The following is a 21,098-nucleotide window of genomic DNA, read 5'->3' as shown; positions in this document are numbered from 1 at the left end:
CTGCCTAGCTGTCGAGGTCCTTCTCGATCATCCCGGCGATCTCGTCGACGGCCTCCGCGTTCTCGGAGGTCACCGTGACCTCGTGGCCCTTCTCCGCGCCCAACGTCATGATCAACAGGGAGGAGGAGGCGTCTACAGCCTCGCCGTCCATGGAGAGCGTGATGTCGTCGTCGTATTCGCCAGCGGCGGCGGCGATGAGTGCGGCGGGGCGGGCATGCAGCCCCACAGTGGACCCTACGGTCACAGTTCTGCTCGGCACGAGCTGCTCCTTTCACGGCGGCCCAGGCGCCACTTTGCGCGGACTCACAGCCAGCATAGTCGTTCCCGCAACCGGTCCGACACGCGGGTCTGCCGCCATATGGGGGCGCGACGAAGTAGATTGGCTGAGTCGCTCAACACAGGGGAGGACCATGACCGACGTCGTGCGTGGAACCGGAGTGGTGGCAGGCGTGGTCAAGGCGCCCGCCATCTGGAAGCGGTCGTTCAGCCCACTTCCCGCGCCCCTGTACGCCCTGCCCTCGGAGCACCGGGAGGCGGAGGCCGAAGACCTCATTCATGCGGTCCAGATGGTGGCCGTCGGCTACGAGGAGCGGGCCCATCAGGCGGACGGGGAGACCGCCGAGGTGCTCACCGCCATCGCGCAACTGGCCAGCGACCGCGGCTGGATCCGTCCAGCGCTCAAGGCCATCGCCGACGGGGTCCCCGCCACCACCGCGTGCATCAACGCGATCGAGACCATCGCCACCAGCTTCCGCAAGCTCGGCGGCGTCATGGGGGAGCGCGCCACGGACCTTGCCGACATCCGCGACCGCGTCGTCGCCCGGCTCTCCGGCCAGCCGGAGCCTGGCGTGCCCACGCCGGAGGTGCCGTCGATTCTCCTGGCCGATGACCTGTCTCCGGCGGACACCGCGGACCTCGACCTCAGCCTCATCGTCGGCATCGCCACCCGTATGGGCGGCCACACCAGCCACACCGCCATCATCGCCCGCCAGCGCGGGCTGCCCTGCGTGGTGGGCGCCACCGCCCTGAGCGATATCGCGGAGGGCGACTCCGTGCTGCTCGACGGTGCCGCCGGCACGCTCACCCGCCGCCTGGCGGATCTGGACGCCGACGCCCTCGTGGCCGCCGACGCCCGCCGCCGCGCCGCCATCGACGCGTGGGCGGGCCCCGCGCGCACCGCGGACGGCGTCAGCGTGGAACTCCTCGCCAACGTGGCCGACGGCGAGGCCGCCCGCGATGCCTCCGCGCGCCCCGTCGACGGCGTGGGCCTCTACCGCACGGAGCTGGGCTTCCTGAACTCGGTCACGGAACCCAGCGTGCAGGAGCAGGCCGCGGCGTACGCGGAGGTCCTCGACGCGTTCGGGGGCCGCAAGGTGGTGGTGCGCACCCTCGACGCCGGCACCGACAAGCCCGTCCCCTTCGCGTCGCTGGCCGACGAACCCAACCCCGCACTGGGCATCCGAGGCCACCGCCTGGCACTGGCCCAGCCCGGCCTCGTCAGCAACCAACTCGACGCGATCGCCCTTGCCGCGGAGGGGCACGAGCCCCGCCCCTGGGTGATGGCACCCATGATCTCCACCGTCGACGAGGCCCGCGGGTTCGCCGAGGACTGCCGCGAGCGCAACCTCCGCGCCGGCGTCATGGTGGAGGTGCCCGCCGTCGCGCTGCTCGCCGAGGAGATCCTCCGCGAGGTGGACTTCGTCTCCGTGGGCACCAACGACCTCACCCAGTACGTCATGGCGGCAGACCGTCTCGCTCCGGAACTCGCCCACCTGACGGACCCGTGGCAGCCCGGCGTCCTGCGCCTGACCAACTTCACCGCCCAGGCCGGTAAACGGGTGGGCAAGCCCGTGGGTGTGTGTGGCGAGGCGGCGGCAGATCCGTTGCTCGCCTGCGTGCTGGTGGGCATGGGGATCACGAGCCTGTCGATGGCCGCCGCGGCGGTGCCCGCCGTCGGCGTGCAACTCGAGAAGGTCACGTCAACGGATTGCGAGCGCGCCGCCGAAGCCGCCCTCAACGCAGCGACCGCCGCTGACGCGAGGTCAGCGGCGGCCGAAGCTCTCCTCAAGGTTTAGGAGCCGCTGCGGACGAGCCAGACGGAGGCATCGGTGGGCAGCGTGCCGCCGGTCACGTCGGCGCTGGCGAGCACCACCTCGTAGCCGTCTGGTAGGGCCACGGGCCCGCCGAGCACGTTGGTCATCACGCGCACAGAGCCGTTGTCGAAGGCGACGACGTGCTCGCCCGCGTCCACCCACTCCAGCTCGCCGCCGCCGAGGTGGAGTTCCTTACGCAGCTCGATGGCCCGGCGGTACATCTCCCAGGTGGAGCCTTCCACGCCGATCTGCTGATCGGCCGCCAACGGCTGGTACGCCGGCGGCTGCGGCAGCCAACGGGCGCCGTTGGGGGAGAAGCCCAGGGCCGGCTCGTCGGCCACCCACGGCATGGGGATGCGGCAGCCGTCGCGGCCCACGCGCTCGAACTCGGAACGGAACCAGGTGGGGTCCTGGCGCAGCTCGTCGGGCAGGGTGGTGTGCTCGGGCAGGCCCAACTCCTCGCCCTGGTAGACGTACGCCGATCCGGGCAGGCCCAGCATCAGCAGCGCGCCGGCGCGGGCGCGGCGCAGGCCCACCTCGTTGTCCGGCTGCTCGTCGTCGGCGCCCAGGCCCTCATGGCTGGAGCCAGGGTCCCGCAGGCCGAAGCGGCTCACGCTGCGCAGCACGTCGTGGTTGTTGAGCACCCACGTGGTGGGCGCGCCCACGGCCTCGTCGGCCGCCATCGTCGCAGTGATCACCTCGCGGTACTCGGCGGCATCCCAGCGGCTGTCCAGGAAGCGGAAGTTGAACGCGGTGTGCATCTCGTCGGGGCGCAGGTACAGCGCCAGGCGCTTCGGGTCGTCCACCCACGCCTCGGCGACGAGACTGCGGTCGCCGTCGTACTCGTCGAGCACCGCGCGCCAGCGCCGGTAGATGTCGTGCACGCCGTCCTGGTCCCACATGGGGCCCGAGACGCCGTCGAGCATGGCCGTGGCCTCGTCCCAATCGGGCAGGCCCTCCTGCTTGACGAGGCCGTGCGCCACGTCGACGCGGAACCCTGCCACGCCCTTGTCGAGCCAGAAGCGCAGGATGTCGTCGAAGCCCTGGCGGACCTCCTCGTTGTCCCAGTTGAGATCCGGCTGCTTCACGTCGAACAGGTGGAGGTACCACTGGGCGCGGCCGGTGCCGGGGGCGTCCTTGACGCGCGTCCAGGCCGGGCCGCCGAAGACGGACTTCCAGTTGTTGGGCGGCAGTTCGCCGTGCTCTCCGCGTCCCTCGACGAAGTGGTACCGGTCCCGCGCCACCGAGCCGGGATCGCTCGCCAGCGCCTGGCGGAACCAGGCGTGCTCGTCCGAGGTGTGGTTGGGCACCAGGTCGACGATCACGCGCAGGCCCACCTCGCCCGCCCGTTCGATCAGCCGCTCCGCGTCGGAGACGTCGCCGAACAGCGGGTCGACGCTGAAGTAATCGGCCACGTCGTAGCCCGCGTCAGACATCGGCGAGGTGTAGAAGGGCGAGAGCCACACGGCATCCGCGCCCAGTTGCGCCACGTAGGGCAGCTTCCCGGTGATGCCCGGGAGGTCTCCGTAACCGTCGCCGGTGGAGTCTGCGAACGAGCGGGGGTAGATCTGGTAAATGACGGCGTCGCGCCACCACTCAGTTGTCATGGTGAGGTCCTGTGGATTGACGGATGATGAGATCGGGATGGAAGAACAGCTCGGTGGAATCGGTGGGCAGGCCGCGGATCGCGCTCATCAGCGCACCGACGGCGGCCTGGCACAGAGCCGCCACCGGTTGGCGCACGGTCGTGAGCCCCGGAGATGTGAAGGCCATCACCGGCGAATCATCGTAGCCGACCACCGAAACGTCGCCGGGCACGTCGAGCCCACGGGCGTGCGCCTCGCGGATGGCGCCCAGCGCCATGAGGTCCGATCCGCAGATGATGGCGGTGTGGCCTGAATCGAGCAGCCGCGCGGCGGCGGACTGGCCGCCCTCCACGCTGAAGATCGTGGAGACGACGCTGCCCCGCGACATGCCCTGGGCCAGGAACGCGTCGATCTTGCGTTGCGCGGGCTGGTAGCGCTGCTGGCCGACGGCCAGGCCGATCTTCTCGTGCCCGAACTGGCGCAGGTGCGTCAGCGACATGGCGACGGCCTCCGCGTCGGAGGTGGAGAAAAAGGCCCCGTCGACGGAGGGGTCGAAGGCGTTGATGAAGACCGTGGGCACGCCGGCCGCGGTGAGGCCCTGGTAGTGCTCGTGGGAGACGAGTTTGTCCGCGAGGGTGCCCGAGACCGAGATGATGCCGGCGGTCTGCACATCGAGCAGGGCGTCGAGGTAGGCCACCTCGGTGGTGGCGCCTGGGCCCGCGGTGCACAGGATCATGTGCCGGCCGCCGGCCGAGAGTTGGAGGGAGAGTTCGGATGCGAAGGCCGCGAAGCCGGGGTTGCCCAGTTCCGGGACCATGACGGCGATGAAGCCCTTCGCGTCGGGCTTCTGCTCGCCCACCTGGTACCCGAGGGACTCGATGGCCGAGAGCACGCTGCTGCGCGTGGCCTCCGCCACCCCAGGCTTGTCGTTCAACACGCGCGACACGGTGGCCGTGGAGACGCCCGCAGCCCGGGCAAGGTCGGCAAGTCTGGCGCCCTGAGGGATCACTGCGCTCTCCTCTCCCTTGAGAAATGTGTGCACCGCGCACGATCGGTTGCCGACCATCTTGCAGCACACTGCAACGCTTTGCAATGCCTTGCAGCACGTGTCGTCCGATGCACAGGGGTATTTACCGTGTGGCTGCGGCCATCGCAAGGCCGTTTGTTATCAAGTTGTTATGCAACGGGGTTGCAAGCCTTGCAAAAACCGTTACTATCTTCTCAACGGGTTGGCACCGATGCGGCCCGAAGAACCCAAGGAGAACCCCATGCGTAAGAGCCTCCTCGCCGTTGCCGCGGCCGGGCTTTCGCTGACGCTGGTCGCCTGTGGCGGCAGCAACGGCGGTACCACCACTGATCCTGAGACCACCCCCGCGGGCGCCGAGACCACGGCCGCCGGCACCGAAACCACTGCCGCGGGTGAGACCACGATGGCCAACCCGCCGGCCGAGGCGGCCGGCACCCTGACCGTCTGGGTCGACGAGACCCGCATCGACGCCTTCAAGGAGCTCGGCGCCGATTTCCAGGCCGCCACCGGCGTCGCCCTGGACGTCGTCCAGAAGCCCACGCAGGACATCAAGACCGACTTCATCGCGCAGGCTCCCACCGGCCAGGGCCCCGATCTGGTGGTGGGCGCCCACGACTGGACCGGCGACCTCATCACCAACGGCGTCATCCAGCCCATCGAGCTCGGGGACAGGGTCTCCGGCTTCAACGAGGTTGCGATGCGCGGCTTCACGCAGGGGGGCCAGCTCTACGGCGTGCCCTACGCCACAGAGAACATCGGCCTCGTGCGCAATAACGGCATGGTGCAGGACACCCCCGCCACGTTCGACGAACTGATCGAGCAGGGCAAGGCCGCCGAGGGCGCCGAGTTCCCGATCGTCATCCAGCAGGGCCCCGACGGCGACGCGTACCACCTGTACCCGATCCAGACCTCCTTCGGCGCTCCCGTCTTCAAGACCGACGAGAACGGCGACTACACCGCCGAGCTCGGCATGGAAGGCCCTGAGGGCACCGCGTTCGCCGAGTACCTGAAGAAGATGGCCGACGAGGGCATCGTCTCGGTCTCCATGGGCGGCGACCAGGCCAAGCAGGCGTTCCTCGACCAGAAGACCCCCTACATGATCACCGGTGTGTGGAACATCGCTGACTTCCAGGCCGCGGGCATCGACGTCTCCGTCGTCCCCGTCCCCTCGGCCGGTGGCCAGCCGTCCGCCCCGTTCGTCGGTGCGCAGGGCGTCTTCCTCTCCTCGCAGTCGGAGAACACCCTCCTCGCCGGCCAGTTCATCGACTACATGGCCAGCAAGGAAGCCCAGGACAAGCTCTACGAGCTCGCCGGCCGCATGCCCGCCCTCACCGAGTCCGCTGACGCCGTCGACGACGAGATCCTCGCTGGCTTCGCCGAGGCCGGCGCGGAAGGCCAGCCCATGCCCGCCATCCCCGAGATGGGTGCCGTGTGGAGCTTCTGGGGCGGCGCCCAGGTCAGCATCATCAACGGTGACGCTGCCCCTGCCGAGGCCTGGACGGCCATGAATGCCAACATCAAGGAAGCGTTCGGTTCCACCGAGGGCTGATCCACTCCGCTACACCAGACGGGGGTCGCACGGTTCGACCGTGCGACCCCCGTTCACACGCCCGGCTCAAAGATCGCCTAGAGTCAGGTTCCATCACCGCAACGAAGCGAGGTACATCCATTGTGAGCAGCTCGACAGACCCGTCGCCGCGGCTTTCCCATGCGCGGGACCTCTCGCGCCCGGGCTTCTACGTGAAGCTCCTCCTGATGATGCTGGTCAACGCCCTGGGCGTCTACGGCATCATGGCCAGCTACGGCCAGCAGGAGTGGGGAATCCTCTTCTTCCTCGTCTTGGCGCTCCTCGTCGCCGACTACGTGTACTTCTCCAAGCGGGCGGTGCCCGCGAAGTACCTGGTGCCAGGCCTCTTGTTCCTGATCGTGTTCCAGTTGTACGTCATGGCTAACACCGCCTTCGTGGCCTTCACCAACTACGGTGACGGCCACAACGACGGCAAGGAACCCGCGATCACCCAGATCATGAAGACATCGGACCGCCGCGTCGAGGGCACGCAGACCTATCCGGTCACCGTGCTCGACCGCGGGGGCGAGGTCGCGTTCGCCGTCGTACACGACGACGAGCTCATGGTGGGCGATGCGGAGACACCCCTCGAGCCCGCGGGCGGCGAGGTCGCCGACGGCCGCGTCACCGCCGTCGACGGCGCCGAGGTGTTGCCGATCGCCCAGATCCAGCAGCGCCAGAGCGAGGTCCTCGACCTGCGCGTGTCGATGACGGACAACCCCGACGACGGTTGGCTGCGCACCGACAACGGCACCATGGCCTACGTCGCGAAGTCGCTGCTCAGCTACGACGAGGGTGCCGACACCTTCACCGACCCGGAAGGCAAGGTGTACACGGCCGACGAGAGCCGCGGCCTGTTCGTGGCCGAGGACGGCCAGACGCTCAGCCCCGGCTGGCGCGTGGGGGTGGGGGCCGACAACTTCTCTACCATGTTCACCGATTCGAGGCTGGCCGGCCCCTTCTTCAAGGCGCTGGTGTGGACCTTCGCGTTCGCGATCCTCTCGGTGCTGACAACGTTCGCGCTGGGCCTCGTGCTCGCCGTGGTGTTCAATGACCCGCGGGTCAAGGGCCGCACGTTCTACCGGGCGATGTTCATCCTCCCGTACGCGTTCCCCGCCTTCCTGGCGGCGCTGGTGTGGCGAGGCTTGCTGAACCGGGACTTCGGCTTCATCAACCAGGTGTTGCTGGCAGGCGCACAGATCCCGTGGCTGACGGACGGGACCATGGCGAAGCTGGCCATTCTGGGGGTGAACTTGTGGCTGGGCTTCCCGTACATGTTCCTGGTCGCCACCGGCGCGCTCCAGTCCATCCCGGGCGAGCTCACGGAGGCTGGCGTCATGGACGGCGCTGGGCCCCTGCGTCGCTTCTGGTCCATCACGCTGCCGCTGCTGCTCGTCTCGGTGGCGCCCCTGCTGATCGCGAGCTTCGCGTTCAACTTCAACAACTTCTCCCTGATCTTCATGCTGACAGGCGGTGGTCCCAACTATGCGGGCGCACCGTGGCCGATCGGTGAGACCGACATCCTCATCTCGATGGTCTACGCCATCGCGTTCGAGGGTGGCACCAGGCAGTTCGGCCTGGCCAGCGCGATGTCGATCCTCATCTTCGTGGTGGTGGGCTTCATCTCCTGGCTCGGCTTCCGCCAGACCCGCAAGCTTGAGGAGATCGTGTGATGGCCAGGAAACTTGCCAACGGTGACAACGACACCCGCCTCCGCGGTAAGCGCTGGTGGGCCCAGGTGGGCTGGAAGCACATCTTCGCCCTCCTGATGATCGTCTACTGCCTCTTCCCGATCCTGTACGTGATCTCCGCCTCGGTGAACCCGGGCGGCACGCTGACCGGCTCGAACCGCCTGTTCCAGGCTTTCACCGGCCAGCACTACGCCGACCTGTTCGCCAGCCAGTTTCCGCGCTGGCTGCTGAACTCCTTCTATGTCAGCGGCGTGACCGCCGTCGGCACCGTGCTGATGGCCGCTGCTGCGGCCTACGCGTTCAGCCGGTTCCGGTTCAAGGGGCGCCGCGGCGGCCTGACGGCCCTGCTGATCGTGCAGATGTTCCCGCAGATGCTGGCGTTCATCGCCATCTTCCTGCTGGCCCTGGCCCTCGGTGAGATCTTCCCCGGGCTCGGCATCGGTTCGCACCTGCAACTGATCGCCATCTACCTGGGCGGGGCGCTGGGCGCCAATACGTTCCTGATGTACGGCTTCTTCAACACCATCCCGATGGATATCGATGAGGCCGCCAAGATCGACGGCGCCTCGCACGCCCAGATCTTCTGGGGCATCATCATGCGGCTGGTCACCCCCATCCTCGCGGTGGTGGGCCTGCTGAGCTTCGTCAGCTCGTACGGCGACTTCATCCTGGCCCGCATCATCCTGCCGCGGACGGAGGACTACACGCTGGCCGTCGGCCTGTACGTGTGGGGCTCCGACGAGCGCAACGCCCCGTGGGGCCTGTTCGCCGCCGGCGCGGTGGTGGCGGCCATCCCGATCGTGCTGCTGTTCATGTACCTGCAGAAGTACATCGTCTCCGGCCTCACCGCCGGCGGCGTCAAGGGCTGATCGACACCAGATCGCGAAGCGGCGGCTCCCCAAGGGGAGCCGCCGCTTTGTTGCTGTCCGGGGGTCAGCTGGTCACGGTGAGCGTGGCGTGGCACACGCGCGGGCCGACGTCGATGGGCCCCACCTCGATGGTGGAGCCCGTCACGAAGCCCTCCAGGAGGCCCTGGTGCATGGCGCACACCAGCGGCAGTTGCTCCTCGGAGATCACCTCGCGGAACGGGCAACGCGTGAACGTGAGGTCCCCGTCGTTCTCCATCACGCCGAACCCGCGCCGTCCGAGGCGCTCCAGCACCAGATCGACGGTGGGCTCGGCGTCCGCCTCGCGCGTGGCGCTGCCCCAGTTGAAGCCCGCGACCCGCGCCCGCTGCGTGGCGTCGTCGCTGGGCGCGACGAACTCGCCGAGCAACACGTTGGTCAACTCCAGCAGGTGGGCGTTGCCGATGGTGGGGGACTCGTCGGTGGCGGTGTACAGCAGCGGCGGGCGGCCGGTGCGGCCGCTGGGCTCCGTGGAGCGCTCCGCGTAGCCGGCCTCGACGAGCGCGTCGAGGTGGAACCGCGCCGAGTTCTTGTGCAGCTCCAGCTCGTCGGCGACTGCTTCCACGGTGAGGGGCTTGGAGGTCGACTGCAGGAGCGACAGCACGCGGGTGCGGGTCGGTCCTAGTCCATGCATTTGTCCATTTAAACACAGCCCTCCCAGAGTTCGAACAGGGGGTTGGTGTAATCACGGGTACGATGCCTGACATGCTGCTTGACGGTTATGGACGCACGGCGCGCGATCTGCGCGTGTCGTTGACCGACCGCTGCAACCTGCGCTGCACCTACTGCATGCCCGCCGAGGGCCTGGAGTGGCAGCCGGTGGAGGAGACGCTCACCGACGACGAGATGCTGCGCGTGATCCGCATCGCCGTCGAGCGCCTCGGGGTCACCAAAATCCGCTTCACCGGCGGCGAGCCGTTGCTACGCGGCGGGCTCGAGGATATCGTCGCCGGCGCCGCACGCCTCGATCCACGGCCAGAACTGGCGCTCACCACCAACGGCCTGGGGCTGGACAAGCGCGTGGCGGCGTTGGCGGCCGCGGGCCTGGACCGGGTCAACATCTCACTCGACTCGCTGGATCCGCAGCGTTACGCTCAACTCGCCCGCCGGGACCGGCTGGACGATGTGCTCAAGGGCATCGAGGCCGCGGACCGTGCCGGGCTGCGGCCGGTCAAGGTCAACTCGGTCATCATGCGCGGCATCAACGAGCCGGACATCGTGCCGCTGTCCCAGTTCTGCCTCGAACGCGGTTACGAGTTGCGCTTCATCGAGCAGATGCCGCTCGGGCCCCGGGGCGAATGGGACCGTGAGGCAATGGTCACCGCAGAGGAGATCCTCGCGCCGCTGCAGGAGCGCTACGGCCTGAGCGCCGCCGAAGAGCCTCGCGGCGCCGCCCCCGCCCAGTTGTGGCAGGTGGCCGCCGATGACAGCCAGCCCGGCGGGCGGATCGGGGTCATCGCCTCGGTCACGCACCCGTTCTGCGGTGACTGCGACCGGACCCGCATCACGTCTGACGGCCAGGTCCGTACCTGCCTGTTCTCCCGCACGGAAACGGATCTGCGTGCCATCCTGCGCGGCGGCGGCACCGATGACGACGTGGTGGCGGCCTGGACCGGGGCACACCGTGCCAAACCGAGGGCCCACGGCATCGATGACGACGATTTTGTCCAGCCGGAGCGCACCATGAGCGCCATCGGCGGATAGGGGAGGAGCACCCATGGAGGTACGGTTCTTCGCCGGCGCAGCAGAGGCAGCCGGCACCGATGCGGTGGAGGTGGACGCCACCGGGCTCACCGCAGACGAGGTGGTGGCACGCCTGGCCGACGGCAACGAGCGGCTCGCCAAGGTGTTGGAGGTCAGCGCCCTGCTGGCTGACGGAGCCAGGGTGGGGGACCGGACCACCGACCTGTCCGAGGTGCAGAGCCTCGACGTGTTGCCGCCCTTCGCCGGCGGTTGAGCCGTGCGGCTGGCCATCGTGCTGGGCGGAGGTCGCTCGTCACGGATGGGCCGCGACAAGCTGGCCCTGGAACGCGACGGCCTCTCGTTGCTGGCCCGCACCTGCCGGGCCGCCGCACGCCACGTCGACCGGGTGATCGTCTCGGGCCGCGAGCAGCCTGAGCTGGACGCCGAATTCGTGCTGGAGGATCCGCCTTTCGGGGGGCCCGTCGCAGGGATCGCCGCCGCACTGGCGCTGGTTGAGCCTGCGGGCACTGTCGAACCACCGGCGCTGGTTGAGCCTGCGAGCTCTGCGAGCAGTGTCGAAACCACCGAAGGTGATAACGCAGCTCGCGTGGCGGCTGAGGGGGTTTCGACACGATCGCGCCGCTCGTCCCTCGCAGGCGATCGGCTCAACCAGCGTGAGGTGTTCATCCTGGCGGGTGACCTGGCCAACCCCGAGGCGGTCGTCGACATCCTCAGCGCCGCCGCCACGGGCCCTGACGGCGTGGTCCTGGTTGACGACGAGGGGTGGCCCCAATACCTGGCGGGCCGCTACCGCAGCGAGGCGCTGCGCCACGCCGTCGAAGCTGCCGGGGAGCTTCGCAACCTCTCGGTCCGCCGGTTCCTCCGGTGCCTCGAGGTGGCCCAGGTGCCCGCCCCGGCGTCGGTCACCGCTGATGTCGACACGCCGGAGCAGGCCCGAATCTGGGGCTTTTGACGCCTAATTCAGATTTATTACGACGTCACGTAGGACTTTTTTTCAAGTTAGTCAGCGAAACAGCGTCGCGATGGTGCACACTATCGGGCATGAGCACCGATTCCGCGCGCCTTGACGGTCCCGCCTCAGATGCCCTGCTGAAGCTGGGGCGGTTCTTCACCGAATGGGAAACCACCGACGATGACCGGGCGGTGTTCCGCCAGGGAGGACGCGCCGGAGACGTGTTCTACCGAGACAGGTGGAGCCACGACAAGGTGGTGCGCTCGACCCACGGCGTCAACTGCACCGGCTCCTGCTCCTGGAAGGTCTATGTCAAGGACGGGATCATCACCTGGGAGGCGCAGCAGACCGACTACCCGTCCACCGGCCCTGACCGCCCCGAGTACGAGCCCCGCGGCTGCCCCCGAGGCGCGGCGTTCTCCTGGTACACCTACTCGCCCACCCGCGTGCGCTACCCGTACGCCCGCGGCGTGCTCATCGAGATGTACCGCGAAGCCAAGAAGCGCCTGGGTGACCCCGTCGAAGCCTTCCACGAAATCTCCACTGACCCCGTCCGGCGCCGCAAGTACCAGCAGGCCCGCGGCAAGGGCGGCCTGGTGCGCATCACCTGGGACGAGGCGCTCGAGATCGCCGCGGCCAGCTACGTCAACACCATCAAGAACTACGGCCCGGACCGCTGTGTGTCGTTCTCGCCCATCCCGGCGATGAGCCAGGTCAGCCACGCCATCGGCACCCGCTTCACCCACCTCATCGGTGGCGCCATGACCAGCTTCTACGACTGGTACGCGGACCTGCCGGTCGCCTCGCCGCAGGTCTTCGGTGACCAGACCGACGTCCCGGAATCGGGCGACTGGTGGGACGCCACCTACCTCATGATGTGGGGCTCCAACGTTCCCGTCACCCGCACCCCGGACGCGCACTGGATGGCTGAGGTCCGCTACCGCGGCACCAAGGTGATCACCGTCGCGCCCGACTACGCAGACAATGTGAAGTTCGCCGACGAATGGCTGCCCGCGCAAGCCGGCACAGATGCCGCGCTTGCGATGGCGATGGGTCACGTCATCCTCAAGGAGAACTTCGTCGACAAGCAGGTGCCCTACTTCCAGGACTACGTGAAGCAGTACACGGATCTGGGCATGCTCATCACGCTGGTTGACCATCCCAACGGCCAAGGATTGACCGCCGGCAAATTCCTCACGGCGGCTGATCTGCCGGAGCACGCCAGCAAGCCGGATGCCGCGTTCAAGACCGTGATGTGGGACAAGGCGACATCGGCGCCAGCCGTGCCCAACGGCTCGATGGGTTTCCGCTACAACGACGAGGGCGCAGGCCTCTGGAACCTGGAACTGGGCGACATCGACCCCGCCATGACCCTCCTCGACGAGACGGGTGCCGACGGCGTGGAGGTTGCGCTGCCAGTGTTCGAGGACCCCAAGGGCGTGGGCTCCGTCATCAAGCGCGGTGTGCCGGCCCGAAAGGTCGGAGACCACCTGGTCACCACCGTCTTCGATCTCATGCTCGCGCAGTACGGCGTCGGCCGCGACGGCCTCCCCGGCGTGTGGGCCAACGGCTACGACGACGTCAACTCGCCGTACACGCCCGCATGGCAGGCGGAGATCACTTCCGTGCCCGCCGAGGCCTGCATCCGCACCGCCCGCGAGTTCGCCCAGAACTCCGAGGAATCCATGGGCCGCACGATGATCATCATCGGAGCCGGCATCTGCCACTGGTTCCACGCCGACACCACGTATCGCTCGATCATGGCGCTGCTCATGCTTACCGGCTGCATCGGCAAGAACGGCGGCGGCTGGGCGCACTACGTTGGCCAGGAGAAATGCCGCCCCATGACGGGCTGGTTCAACATGGCCAACGCCACCGACTGGTCCCGCCCGCCGCGAACCATGATCGGTACCGCCTACTGGTACATGCACACGGATCAGTGGCGCACCGACGGTTTCTCCGCCGACCGGATCAAGTCCCCGTTGTCGACGGGCGCCCTTGACGGCATGCACACCGCAGATTCGGTGGCCCTGTCGCACCGGCTCGGCTGGATGCCGTTCTACCCGCAGTTCGACCAGAACCCCCTGGACCTGGCCGACGAGGCGCAGGCCGCCGTCGACGCCGGCGAGTATGCCAGCCCGCAGGAATATGTGGCCGCCAAGCTGAAATCGGGTGAGCTGAAGAGCTCCGTGGAGGACATCGACGCGCCGCAGAACTGGCCGCGCACCATGATCCTGTGGCGCTCTAACCTGTTCGGCTCCTCCGCCAAGGGCAACGAGTACTTCCTCAAGCACCTTCTCGGCACGCACAACAACGTGATGGAGAACCAGCACGGAGCAGACCTCAAGCCCGAAGTGGTCACCTGGCATGACGAGGCACCCGAAGGCAAGCTCGACCTGCTGATCACTGCGGATTTCCGCATGACCAGTTCCACGCTGCTCAGTGACATCGTGTTCCCGGCCGCCACCTGGTACGAGAAGTACGATCTGTCCAGCACCGACATGCACCCCTACGTGCACGCCTTCACCCCGGCCATCGACCCGCCATGGGAGACCAGGTCAGACTTCGACGTGTTCGCAGACCTGGCCGCCAAGTTCTCCGAACTGGCCAAGGGGCGCCTCGACACGCGCAAGGACATCGTCGCGGTGCCCATGCAGCACGACACGCCGGGCCAGATTGCCCAGCCCGGCGGTACCGTGCCGGATTGGCGCGACACCGACGTGCCCGGCGTGCCCGGCCACAACATGCCGGTGCTGCAGGTGGTGGAACGGGACTACACCGCCATCGCGGACAAGCTGCTCACGGTCGGCCCCCTCGCCGAGGAGCTGGGCTTCACCGTCAAGAACATCAACTACGACGTCAAGCACCAGGTGGAACAGCTGGGCAAGCTGCACGGTGTGTACCCGTCCGGCCCTGCCGCAGGCCGCCCCGCGATCAACACGGACCAGCGCCTGGCCGAGGCCATCCTGATCTTCTCCGGCACCACCAACGGTGAGCTGGCGACGCAGGGCTTCCGCACGCTGGAGAAGAAGACCGGTCGCGAGTTGGCAGACCTCTCCGAGGGCCTGGAGCACCGCCGCATCACGTTCGTCGAGACGCAACAGGCGCCGCAACCCGTGATCACCTCGCCGGAATGGTCCGGCTCGGAGACGGGTGGCAGACGCTACGCGGCGTTCACCATCAACGTTGAGCGGCTCAAGCCCTGGCACACCCTGTCTGGCCGGATGCACTTCTTCCTGGACCACGACTGGATGACAGATGCGGGCGAGCAACTGCCCACCTTCCGGCCCCCGCTGGACATGTCCACCGCCTATGGTGAACCGGAGATCGGCCCGACGGGGGAGAAGGCCATCACGGTGCGCTACCTCACCGTCCACAACAAGTGGTCCATCCACTCCGAATACCAGGACAACCTGTTCATGTTGAGTCTGGGTAGAGGTGGACCTCAAGCCTGGCTGAGTGTCAACGACGCGGCCTCGATCGGGGTGAAGGACAACGACTGGATCGAGCTGACCAACGCCAACGGCGTCTTCGTCGCCCGCGCCGTCGTCACGCCCAAGCTGCCCGACGGCATCGCCTACGTGCAGCACGCGCAGGAACGCACCATCGACGTGCCCAAATCCGAGGCCACCGGCCGCCGCGGCGGCATCCACAACTCGGTGACCCGCATCCTGCTGAAAGCCACCCATCTCATCGGCGGCTACGCCCACCAGGCGTACGCCTTCAACTACATCGGCCCCACCGGCGTGCAACGCGACATCGTCTCGACCGTGCGCCGCCGCTCGCAGGAGGTGCAGTACTGATGGCCAAGCAGCGCCGCGTCATGGCCCAGGTCGCCATGGTGATGAACCTGGACAAGTGCATCGGATGCCACACGTGTTCCGTCACGTGCAAACAGGCCTGGACCAACCGGGCCGGCACCGAATACGTCTGGTTCAACAACGTCGAAACCCGCCCCGGGCTGGGCTACCCACGCCGCTACGAAGACCAGGAGAAATGGCAGGGCGGCTGGATCCGCACGAAGTCCGGCCGGCTCAAGCTGCGCTCCGGCGGCCGGTTCAAGAAGCTGCTGAGCATCTTCGCCTCCCCGGTCCAACCCGAACTGGGTGACTACTACGAGCCGTGGACCTACGACTACGAGCAGCTCATCCAGGCGCCCCTGGGCGACGACTTCCCCGTCGCCCGCCCGAAGTCGCTGATCACCGGCGACGACATGGCCATCAAGGCCTCCGCGAACTGGGACGACTCGCTCGGCGGTATCCACGAGACCATCGAGCAGGATCCGATCGTGGAGAAGCTGCGCGACGAGGCCAACCAGCAGATCAAGGCGGAGTACGAGAAGACCTTCATGTTCTTCGTGCCCCGCATCTGTGAACACTGCCTCAACCCGTCGTGCATGGCCGCCTGCCCGTCGGGTGCCATCTACAAGCGGGCCGAGGACGGCATCGTGCTGGTGGACCAGGACAAGTGCCGCGGCTGGCGCCACTGCATCACCGGCTGCCCGTACAAGAAGATCTACTTCAACCACCGCTCTGGCAAGGCCGAGAAGTGCACCATGTGCTACCCGCGCCTCGAGGTGGGCCTGCCCACGGTGTGCTCCGAGACCTGCGTTGGCCGGCTGCGCTACATCGGCATCATCCTGTACGACCCTGACAAGGTCACCGAGGCTGCGCTGGCGGATGAGAAGGACCTGTACGAGGCCCAACTCGACCTCATGCTGGACCCCTCAGATCCGCAGGTCATCGCAGACGCGAAAGCCAACGGCATTCCGCTTGACTGGCTCGAGGCCGCCCAGAAGTCGCCGGTGTACGCACTGATCAAGCACTTCAAGGTGGCGCTGCCGCTGCATCCGGAGTACCGCACCATGCCCATGGTCTGGTACGTACCGCCGCTGTCGCCCGTCGTGGACCTCCTGAAGGAACAGGGCCATGACTCCGAGGCTGGTGGCAACCTCTTCGGTGCCATCGATTCGCTGCGCATCCCGGTGGAGTACCTCGCCGAGCTCTTCACCGCGGGCGATGCAGAGGTGGTCACCCTGGTGCTGCAGAAGCTGGCCGCTATGCGCGCCTACATGCGTGACGTCACGTTGGGCCGTGAGCGGCAACCGGAACTGGCGCACGCCGTCGGCATGGAGCCCGGTGCAATGGAGCAGATGTACCGGCTGCTGGCCATCGCCAAGTACGACGAGCGCTACGTCATCCCGAAAGCTCACTACGAAGACGCCCACAATCTCGAGGAGATGGGCTGCTCGCTGGACTTCGAAGGTGGTCCCGGTGCCGGCGGAGACGGCCCGTTCGGTTCGTCCTCTGGCCGCCCGGTGCCCGTGGCGATTGAGAGCTTCGCGGACGCCAAGGCGCGCCAGACCGATCCGTCGGGGGCATGATGCGCGAAGTCGTCTTCCAGGCTGCCGGCCTACTGCTGACCTACCCGGATGAGGAGCTGCTCGAGCGGCTCGACCTCATCGAAGCAGCGGTGGCTCAGACGCGGGCAGCCGCAGCTTTCGCCCCGACAATCACGCACCTGCGTTCCATGCCCATCATGGAACTGCAGTCCTGGCACGTGCAGGAGTTCGACCTGTCCCGCCGGCACGCGTTGCATCTCACCTATTGGACCGACGGCGACACCCGCCGTCGCGGCGAGGTGCTGGCCGCCATCAAGCAGACCTACCGCGAGTCCGGGCTGCTCGTCGATCTCGCCGGCGAGTTGCCGGACTTCCTGCCCATGGTGCTCGAGTTCGCCGCCGTCGGCCATCCCGAGCTGGGCCTGGGTCTGCTCAACCGCTACCGTGCCTCCTTGGAATTGCTGCGCATCGGCCTGGCCGAGGACAAGCTGCCGCAGGCGGGCATCGTCGCGGCCATCTGCACCGAACTCGGCGGGCCCTCCCCGGCGACGCGTGCCGAGGTGCAGGCGCTGATCGAAGGCCCACCCACCGAAACGGTGGGCCTGAACTCCACCCTTCTGCCATACCCACAACTCCAAGGAAGTACACGATGAACATCTTGCTCTGGGGGATCCTTCCCTACCTGATGGTGATTGTTCTGGTCGGCGGACTGATCTGGCGCTACCGGTTTGACCAGTTCGGGTGGACGACGCGCTCCTCCCAGCTGTACGAGTCCAAGATGCTCAAAATCGCCTCACCGCTGTTCCACTTCGCGTTGTTGGCGGTGCTCATGGGGCACCTCATGGGCCTGGTCATTCCCAAGGCGTTCACTGACTGGGTGGGTATCAGTCAGCACAACTACCACACGGTGGCGCTCGTCGGTGGTGGACTGGCGGGCCTGGCGCTCTGCGTCGCGCTGGTCATGTTGATCTGGCGTCGGCGCACCCATGGTTCCGTCTTCGCTGCCACCACCGTCAACGACAAGGTCATGTACGTCGTGCTGGCCGGCGTGGTCGGCATGGGCATGGTGGCCACGCTCACCGGTGGCACCTACGCCACCGGCGAGGAGCACAACTACCGCGAGACCGTCTCCGTGTGGTTCCGCTCGCTGTTCATGTTCAACCCGAACGTCGAGGCGATGGGTGCCGCCACCTGGCAGTTCCAGGTGCACGTGCTGATGGGCATGACGCTGTTCATCATCACGCCGTTCACCCGCCTGGTGCACGCTTTCACGGCGCCGTTCCACTACCTGTTCCGCCCCTACATCGTGTACCGCTCCCGCGGACCGGTGGGGGAGTCGTCGCAGACCCGCACCGGCCGCGGCTGGGACCCCGTCGGTACCCCCGACCGGCAGCAGACTCGACGCTGAGTCTGCCCGCCACTCCAGATCACCGCCAGAACACAATAGAAGAGGTGCTCGTTGAGCAAGCTCATTGAGGTCGCGCCCATTCACGAAACGGGCAAGGGCGCCGGCCGCGTCATGACGATGTCCACCATCGCGTTCACATTGATGTTCGCGGTGTGGTTGATGTTCGGCATCCTGGGCATCCCCATCCAGCAGGAACTGGGCCTCACCGATGAACAGCTCAGCTGGGTCTCGGCCGTGGCCGTCCTCAACGGGTCGATGTGGCGGCTGCCCGCCGGCATCATCACGGACCGCATCGGTGGCCGTAAGGTCACCTTGTTCCTGCTGTTCGCCTGCGCCATTCCGGCCTACCTGGTGTCGACGGCGCAGAACTACATGATGTTGCTCGTGCTGGCGTTTCTCGTGGGCTTCGCGGGCAACCTCTTCTCCGTGGGCACCGCGTGGAACTCCGCCTGGTACGGCAAGGACCGTCAGGGTCTGGCGCTCGGCGTGTTCGGCGCCGGTAACGTCGGCGCGTCGGTCACCAAGTTCATCGGCCCCGGACTGATCGCGGCGACGGCGGGCTCCACGCTGATCCTGGGCGTTCAGGGTGGCTGGCGGCTCATCCCCGTCATCTACGCGCTGCTGCTGGTGCTCACCGGCATCGCCACCTGGCTGCTGGTGCCGCGCGTGGACCGTGCACCGGGCAGTTCCAAGCCGCTGTCGGAGATGCTGCAGCCCCTCAAAGACGTGCGGGTGTGGCGCTTCAGCCTCTACTACGTGGCCGTCTTCGGCGCCTACGTGGCGCTGTCGGCGTGGCTGCCGAAGTACTACGTCGACAACTTCGACATCGACCTGGCGTTGGCAGGTCTGCTGACGGCCAGCTTCATCTTCCCCGCCTCGCTGCTGCGCCCCGTCGGCGGTTGGCTGTCAGACCGGTGGGGCGCCCGTTCGGTCATGTACTGGACGTTCGCCCTGATGCTGTTCTCCAGCGGTGTGCTCATGATGCCCAACGGCTTCATCACCATCACCCACCCCAACGGATCCACCACCGACCACCTCCATTACATGATGTCGTTGCCGTGGTTCGTGATCCTGGTCTTCCTGTTGGGCTGCGCGATGGGCCTGGGCAAGGCCGCGGTGTTCAAGCACATCCCCGAGTACTTCCCCGACAACGTCGGCTCGGTCGGTGGCCTCGTCGGCATGCTCGGTGGTCTGGGCGGCTTCATCCTCCCGCCTCTGTTCGCCTACTCGAAGACCTGGTCCGGCTTCCCCAGCAGCACCTTCTTCGTCATCTTCATCCTCACCGGCATCTGCGCGGTCTGGATGCACGTCACCATTGTCCGGATGCTGGAAGGCAAGACTCCTGAGCTGGCCGGAACCATCGAACTGCCCAAGGAGGCGCAGGCATGACCACCGACAAGCTTGAAACCAAGGGTGACTGGCTCGTCGCCTGGGACCCCGAGGATGAAGCCACCTGGGACAAGAAGCTCGCCTGGCACACCCTCATCGTGACGACGTTCACGCTCACCTTGTGTTTCGTCGCCTGGTTTCTGCCCAGCGCGATCATCCCCAAACTCAATGCGTTGGGGTTCAGTTTCACCAAGTCCCAGCTGTACTGGATGGCGGCCATGCCAGGCCTGTCCGGCGGCCTCCTGCGCCTGATCTGGATGGTGCTGCCACCCAAGATCGGCACCCGCAAGATGGTCACGCTGACCACGCTACTGCTGATCCTGCCCGTGCTGGGCTGGGGCTTCGAGGTCACCAACCCCGACGTGCCGTACTGGCGGCTGATGGCGTTGGCCTTCCTCGCCGGCATCGGTGGCGGCGCGTTCTCCGGCTTCATGCCGTCGACCTCCTACTTCTTCCCCCGCCGCATGCAGGGCACCGCGCTCGGCCTGCAGGCCGGCATCGGCAACTTCGGCGTGTCGCTGGTGCAGCTGCTCACCCCGTGGCTGATCTCGTTCGGCATGTTCGCGTTCCTCGGCTCGCAGCAGATGTCCGTCGCAGGGCAGGACCCGGTCACCGTCTGGTACCAGAACTCCGCGCTGGTCTACATCCCGTTCATCCTCGTCGGTGCCATCTGGGCCTACATCGTGCTGAAATCCGTGCCGGTGAAGGCCAACATCCGCCAACAGTTCGACATCTTCAACAACCCCGACACCTGGTTGATGACGCTGCTCTACATCATGACGTTCGGCACCTTCTCCGGCCTGTCCGCACAGTTCGGGCTGCTCATGGCCAACCTGTACGGCGCGGCCAACCCGCAGATCGTCGAAGGGGCCGGCGAGACCGCCCAACTGCTGGTCGACGGCTACAACGTGCCGGATCCGGTGAAGTTCGTGTTCCTCGGCCCCCTGGTCGGGGCTGGTGCCCGCGTCCTGTTCTCGCCACTCACAGACCGGATGGGCGGCGCTGTCTGGACCCTCATCTCCGGCATCGGCATCCTGGCCTCCATCATCGTGACCATCCCCGCGCTCACCCCGGATTACAGCAGCGCCGAATCCCTCCAGAGTGGGTTCACCCTGTTCCTGTGGGGCATGCTGGCCATCTTCCTGTTCTCCGGCATCGGCAACGCCTCCACGTTCAAACAGATGCCGATGATCTTCGAACGCCGCCAGGCCGGCGGCGTGATCGGCTGGACCGCCGCCATCGCCGCGTTCGGGCCGTTCCTGTTCGGTGTGGGCCTGACCCTCATGTCGCCGACGGTGTTCTACATCATCGGCGCCGTGTTCGCCGTGGTGTGCATCGTCATCACCTGGCTGCGCTACGCCCGCCCCGGCGCGCCGAAGCCCAGCTGATGTCGCTTGCGGTGGTCACGTCGGTGAGCAATTGGATGGGGTCGTCG

17 protein-coding genes are annotated in these 21,098 nt (G+C 67.1%); 13 read left to right on the top strand and 4 right to left on the bottom strand.

What is annotated here, in order from left to right:
- Positions 1-4 precede the first annotated feature (4 nt).
- Positions 5-259: an HPr family phosphocarrier protein gene (locus tag BN1186_RS02280; RefSeq protein ID WP_040282179.1), complete on the bottom strand. Its 255-nt coding sequence runs from the start codon at positions 257-259 to the stop codon at positions 5-7.
- A 151-nt stretch (positions 260-410) separates the two neighbouring features.
- On the opposite strand from BN1186_RS02280, the gene BN1186_RS02275 reads away from it, so the two are divergent.
- Positions 411-2,075, top strand: a complete 1,665-nt coding sequence (locus tag BN1186_RS02275) for a phosphoenolpyruvate--protein phosphotransferase (RefSeq protein ID WP_040282177.1) — start codon at positions 411-413, stop codon at positions 2,073-2,075.
- On the opposite strand, the gene BN1186_RS02270 is transcribed toward BN1186_RS02275, so the two are convergent.
- Positions 2,072-3,700 carry a glycoside hydrolase family 13 protein gene (locus BN1186_RS02270; RefSeq protein ID WP_040282176.1) on the bottom strand — a complete coding sequence of 543 codons (1,629 nt, stop codon included), beginning with the start codon at positions 3,698-3,700 and terminating at the stop codon, positions 2,072-2,074. The genes BN1186_RS02275 and BN1186_RS02270 overlap by 4 nt on opposite strands.
- A complete protein-coding gene (locus tag BN1186_RS02265) occupies positions 3,690-4,688 on the bottom strand; it encodes a LacI family DNA-binding transcriptional regulator (RefSeq protein ID WP_246043216.1) in 999 nt (332 codons plus the stop codon). Before BN1186_RS02265 ends, BN1186_RS02270 begins: the two co-directional genes overlap by 11 nt.
- Positions 4,689-4,947: 259 nt before the next feature.
- On the opposite strand from BN1186_RS02265, the gene BN1186_RS02260 reads away from it, so the two are divergent.
- The 3 genes from BN1186_RS02260 (at position 4,948) to BN1186_RS02250 (ending at position 8,833) form a co-directional block, all read left to right on the top strand.
- The gene (locus tag BN1186_RS02260; RefSeq protein ID WP_040282173.1) at positions 4,948-6,255 is read left to right on the top strand and encodes a sugar ABC transporter substrate-binding protein; all 1,308 of its coding nucleotides are present in this window, start codon (positions 4,948-4,950) and stop codon (positions 6,253-6,255) included.
- A 122-nt stretch (positions 6,256-6,377) separates the two neighbouring features.
- Positions 6,378-7,946: an ABC transporter permease subunit gene (locus BN1186_RS02255; protein ID WP_040282171.1), complete on the top strand. Its 1,569-nt coding sequence runs from the start codon at positions 6,378-6,380 to the stop codon at positions 7,944-7,946.
- Positions 7,946-8,833, top strand: a complete 888-nt coding sequence (locus BN1186_RS02250) for a sugar ABC transporter permease (RefSeq protein ID WP_040282169.1) — start codon at positions 7,946-7,948, stop codon at positions 8,831-8,833. Before BN1186_RS02255 ends, BN1186_RS02250 begins: the two co-directional genes overlap by 1 nt.
- A gap of 64 nt (positions 8,834-8,897) precedes the next feature.
- Here BN1186_RS02250 and BN1186_RS02245 read toward each other — a convergent pair whose 3' ends face one another.
- A complete protein-coding gene (locus BN1186_RS02245) occupies positions 8,898-9,503 on the bottom strand; it encodes a helix-turn-helix transcriptional regulator (protein ID WP_082031066.1) in 606 nt (201 codons plus the stop codon).
- A 71-nt stretch (positions 9,504-9,574) separates the two neighbouring features.
- On the opposite strand from BN1186_RS02245, the gene moaA reads away from it, so the two are divergent.
- From moaA to BN1186_RS02200, 9 genes are all read left to right on the top strand, one after another.
- Positions 9,575-10,573, top strand: a complete 999-nt coding sequence (moaA, locus tag BN1186_RS02240; RefSeq protein WP_425471463.1) for a GTP 3',8-cyclase MoaA — start codon at positions 9,575-9,577, stop codon at positions 10,571-10,573.
- Positions 10,574-10,586: 13 nt separating this feature from the next.
- The gene (locus tag BN1186_RS02235; RefSeq protein ID WP_040282163.1) at positions 10,587-10,826 is read left to right on the top strand and encodes a MoaD/ThiS family protein; all 240 of its coding nucleotides are present in this window, start codon (positions 10,587-10,589) and stop codon (positions 10,824-10,826) included.
- 3 nt (positions 10,827-10,829) lie between these two features.
- A complete protein-coding gene (mobA, locus tag BN1186_RS02230) occupies positions 10,830-11,525 on the top strand; it encodes a molybdenum cofactor guanylyltransferase (protein ID WP_074436888.1) in 696 nt (231 codons plus the stop codon).
- 89 nt (positions 11,526-11,614) lie between these two features.
- Positions 11,615-15,328 (top strand): nitrate reductase subunit alpha, encoded by a 3,714-nt coding sequence (locus BN1186_RS02225; RefSeq protein ID WP_040282161.1) that lies wholly within the window; start codon positions 11,615-11,617, stop codon positions 15,326-15,328.
- Positions 15,328-16,908, top strand: a complete 1,581-nt coding sequence (gene narH, locus BN1186_RS02220; protein WP_040282159.1) for a nitrate reductase subunit beta — start codon at positions 15,328-15,330, stop codon at positions 16,906-16,908. Before BN1186_RS02225 ends, narH begins: the two co-directional genes overlap by 1 nt.
- Positions 16,905-17,519, top strand: coding sequence for a nitrate reductase molybdenum cofactor assembly chaperone (gene narJ / locus BN1186_RS02215; protein WP_040282158.1), 615 nt, complete (start codon positions 16,905-16,907; stop codon positions 17,517-17,519). The genes narH and narJ overlap by 4 nt, the downstream gene beginning before the upstream one ends.
- Positions 17,516-18,274: a respiratory nitrate reductase subunit gamma gene (narI, locus tag BN1186_RS02210; RefSeq protein WP_040282156.1), complete on the top strand. Its 759-nt coding sequence runs from the start codon at positions 17,516-17,518 to the stop codon at positions 18,272-18,274. Before narJ ends, narI begins: the two co-directional genes overlap by 4 nt.
- Before the next feature lie 51 nt (positions 18,275-18,325).
- Complete coding sequence (locus tag BN1186_RS02205) at positions 18,326-19,663, top strand: MFS transporter (protein ID WP_246043215.1); 1,338 nt, start codon at positions 18,326-18,328, stop codon at positions 19,661-19,663.
- The gene (locus BN1186_RS02200; protein WP_040282154.1) at positions 19,660-21,051 is read left to right on the top strand and encodes an MFS transporter; all 1,392 of its coding nucleotides are present in this window, start codon (positions 19,660-19,662) and stop codon (positions 21,049-21,051) included. The genes BN1186_RS02205 and BN1186_RS02200 overlap by 4 nt, the downstream gene beginning before the upstream one ends.
- The last annotated feature ends 47 nt before the right edge of the window (positions 21,052-21,098 follow it).

The organism is Tessaracoccus massiliensis (assembly GCF_000826065.2).
In the GTDB taxonomy this organism is placed as follows: Bacteria; Actinomycetota; Actinomycetes; order Propionibacteriales; family Propionibacteriaceae; genus Arachnia; species Arachnia massiliensis_A.
This window is presented reverse-complemented; position numbering and strand designations above follow the sequence as displayed.

Excerpts from the sequence above, each read along its gene's own strand:
- BN1186_RS02275 (WP_040282177.1), top strand. The coding sequence starts at position 411 with ATGACCGACGTCGTGCGTGGAACCGGAGTGGTGGCAGGCGTGGTCAAG.
- BN1186_RS02200 (WP_040282154.1), top strand. The coding sequence starts at position 19,660 with ATGACCACCGACAAGCTTGAAACCAAGGGTGACTGGCTCGTCGCCTGG.
- BN1186_RS02260 (WP_040282173.1), top strand. The coding sequence starts at position 4,948 with ATGCGTAAGAGCCTCCTCGCCGTTGCCGCGGCCGGGCTTTCGCTGACG.
- BN1186_RS02245 (WP_082031066.1), bottom strand. The coding sequence starts at position 9,503 with ATGCATGGACTAGGACCGACCCGCACCCGCGTGCTGTCGCTCCTGCAG.
- BN1186_RS02250 (WP_040282169.1), top strand. The coding sequence starts at position 7,946 with ATGGCCAGGAAACTTGCCAACGGTGACAACGACACCCGCCTCCGCGGT.
- narJ (WP_040282158.1), top strand. The coding sequence starts at position 16,905 with ATGATGCGCGAAGTCGTCTTCCAGGCTGCCGGCCTACTGCTGACCTAC.
- moaA (WP_425471463.1), top strand. The coding sequence starts at position 9,575 with ATGCTGCTTGACGGTTATGGACGCACGGCGCGCGATCTGCGCGTGTCG.
- BN1186_RS02270 (WP_040282176.1), bottom strand. The coding sequence starts at position 3,700 with ATGACAACTGAGTGGTGGCGCGACGCCGTCATTTACCAGATCTACCCC.
- narI (WP_040282156.1), top strand. The coding sequence starts at position 17,516 with ATGAACATCTTGCTCTGGGGGATCCTTCCCTACCTGATGGTGATTGTT.
- BN1186_RS02225 (WP_040282161.1), top strand. The coding sequence starts at position 11,615 with ATGAGCACCGATTCCGCGCGCCTTGACGGTCCCGCCTCAGATGCCCTG.
- BN1186_RS02235 (WP_040282163.1), top strand. The coding sequence starts at position 10,587 with ATGGAGGTACGGTTCTTCGCCGGCGCAGCAGAGGCAGCCGGCACCGAT.
- narH (WP_040282159.1), top strand. The coding sequence starts at position 15,328 with ATGGCCAAGCAGCGCCGCGTCATGGCCCAGGTCGCCATGGTGATGAAC.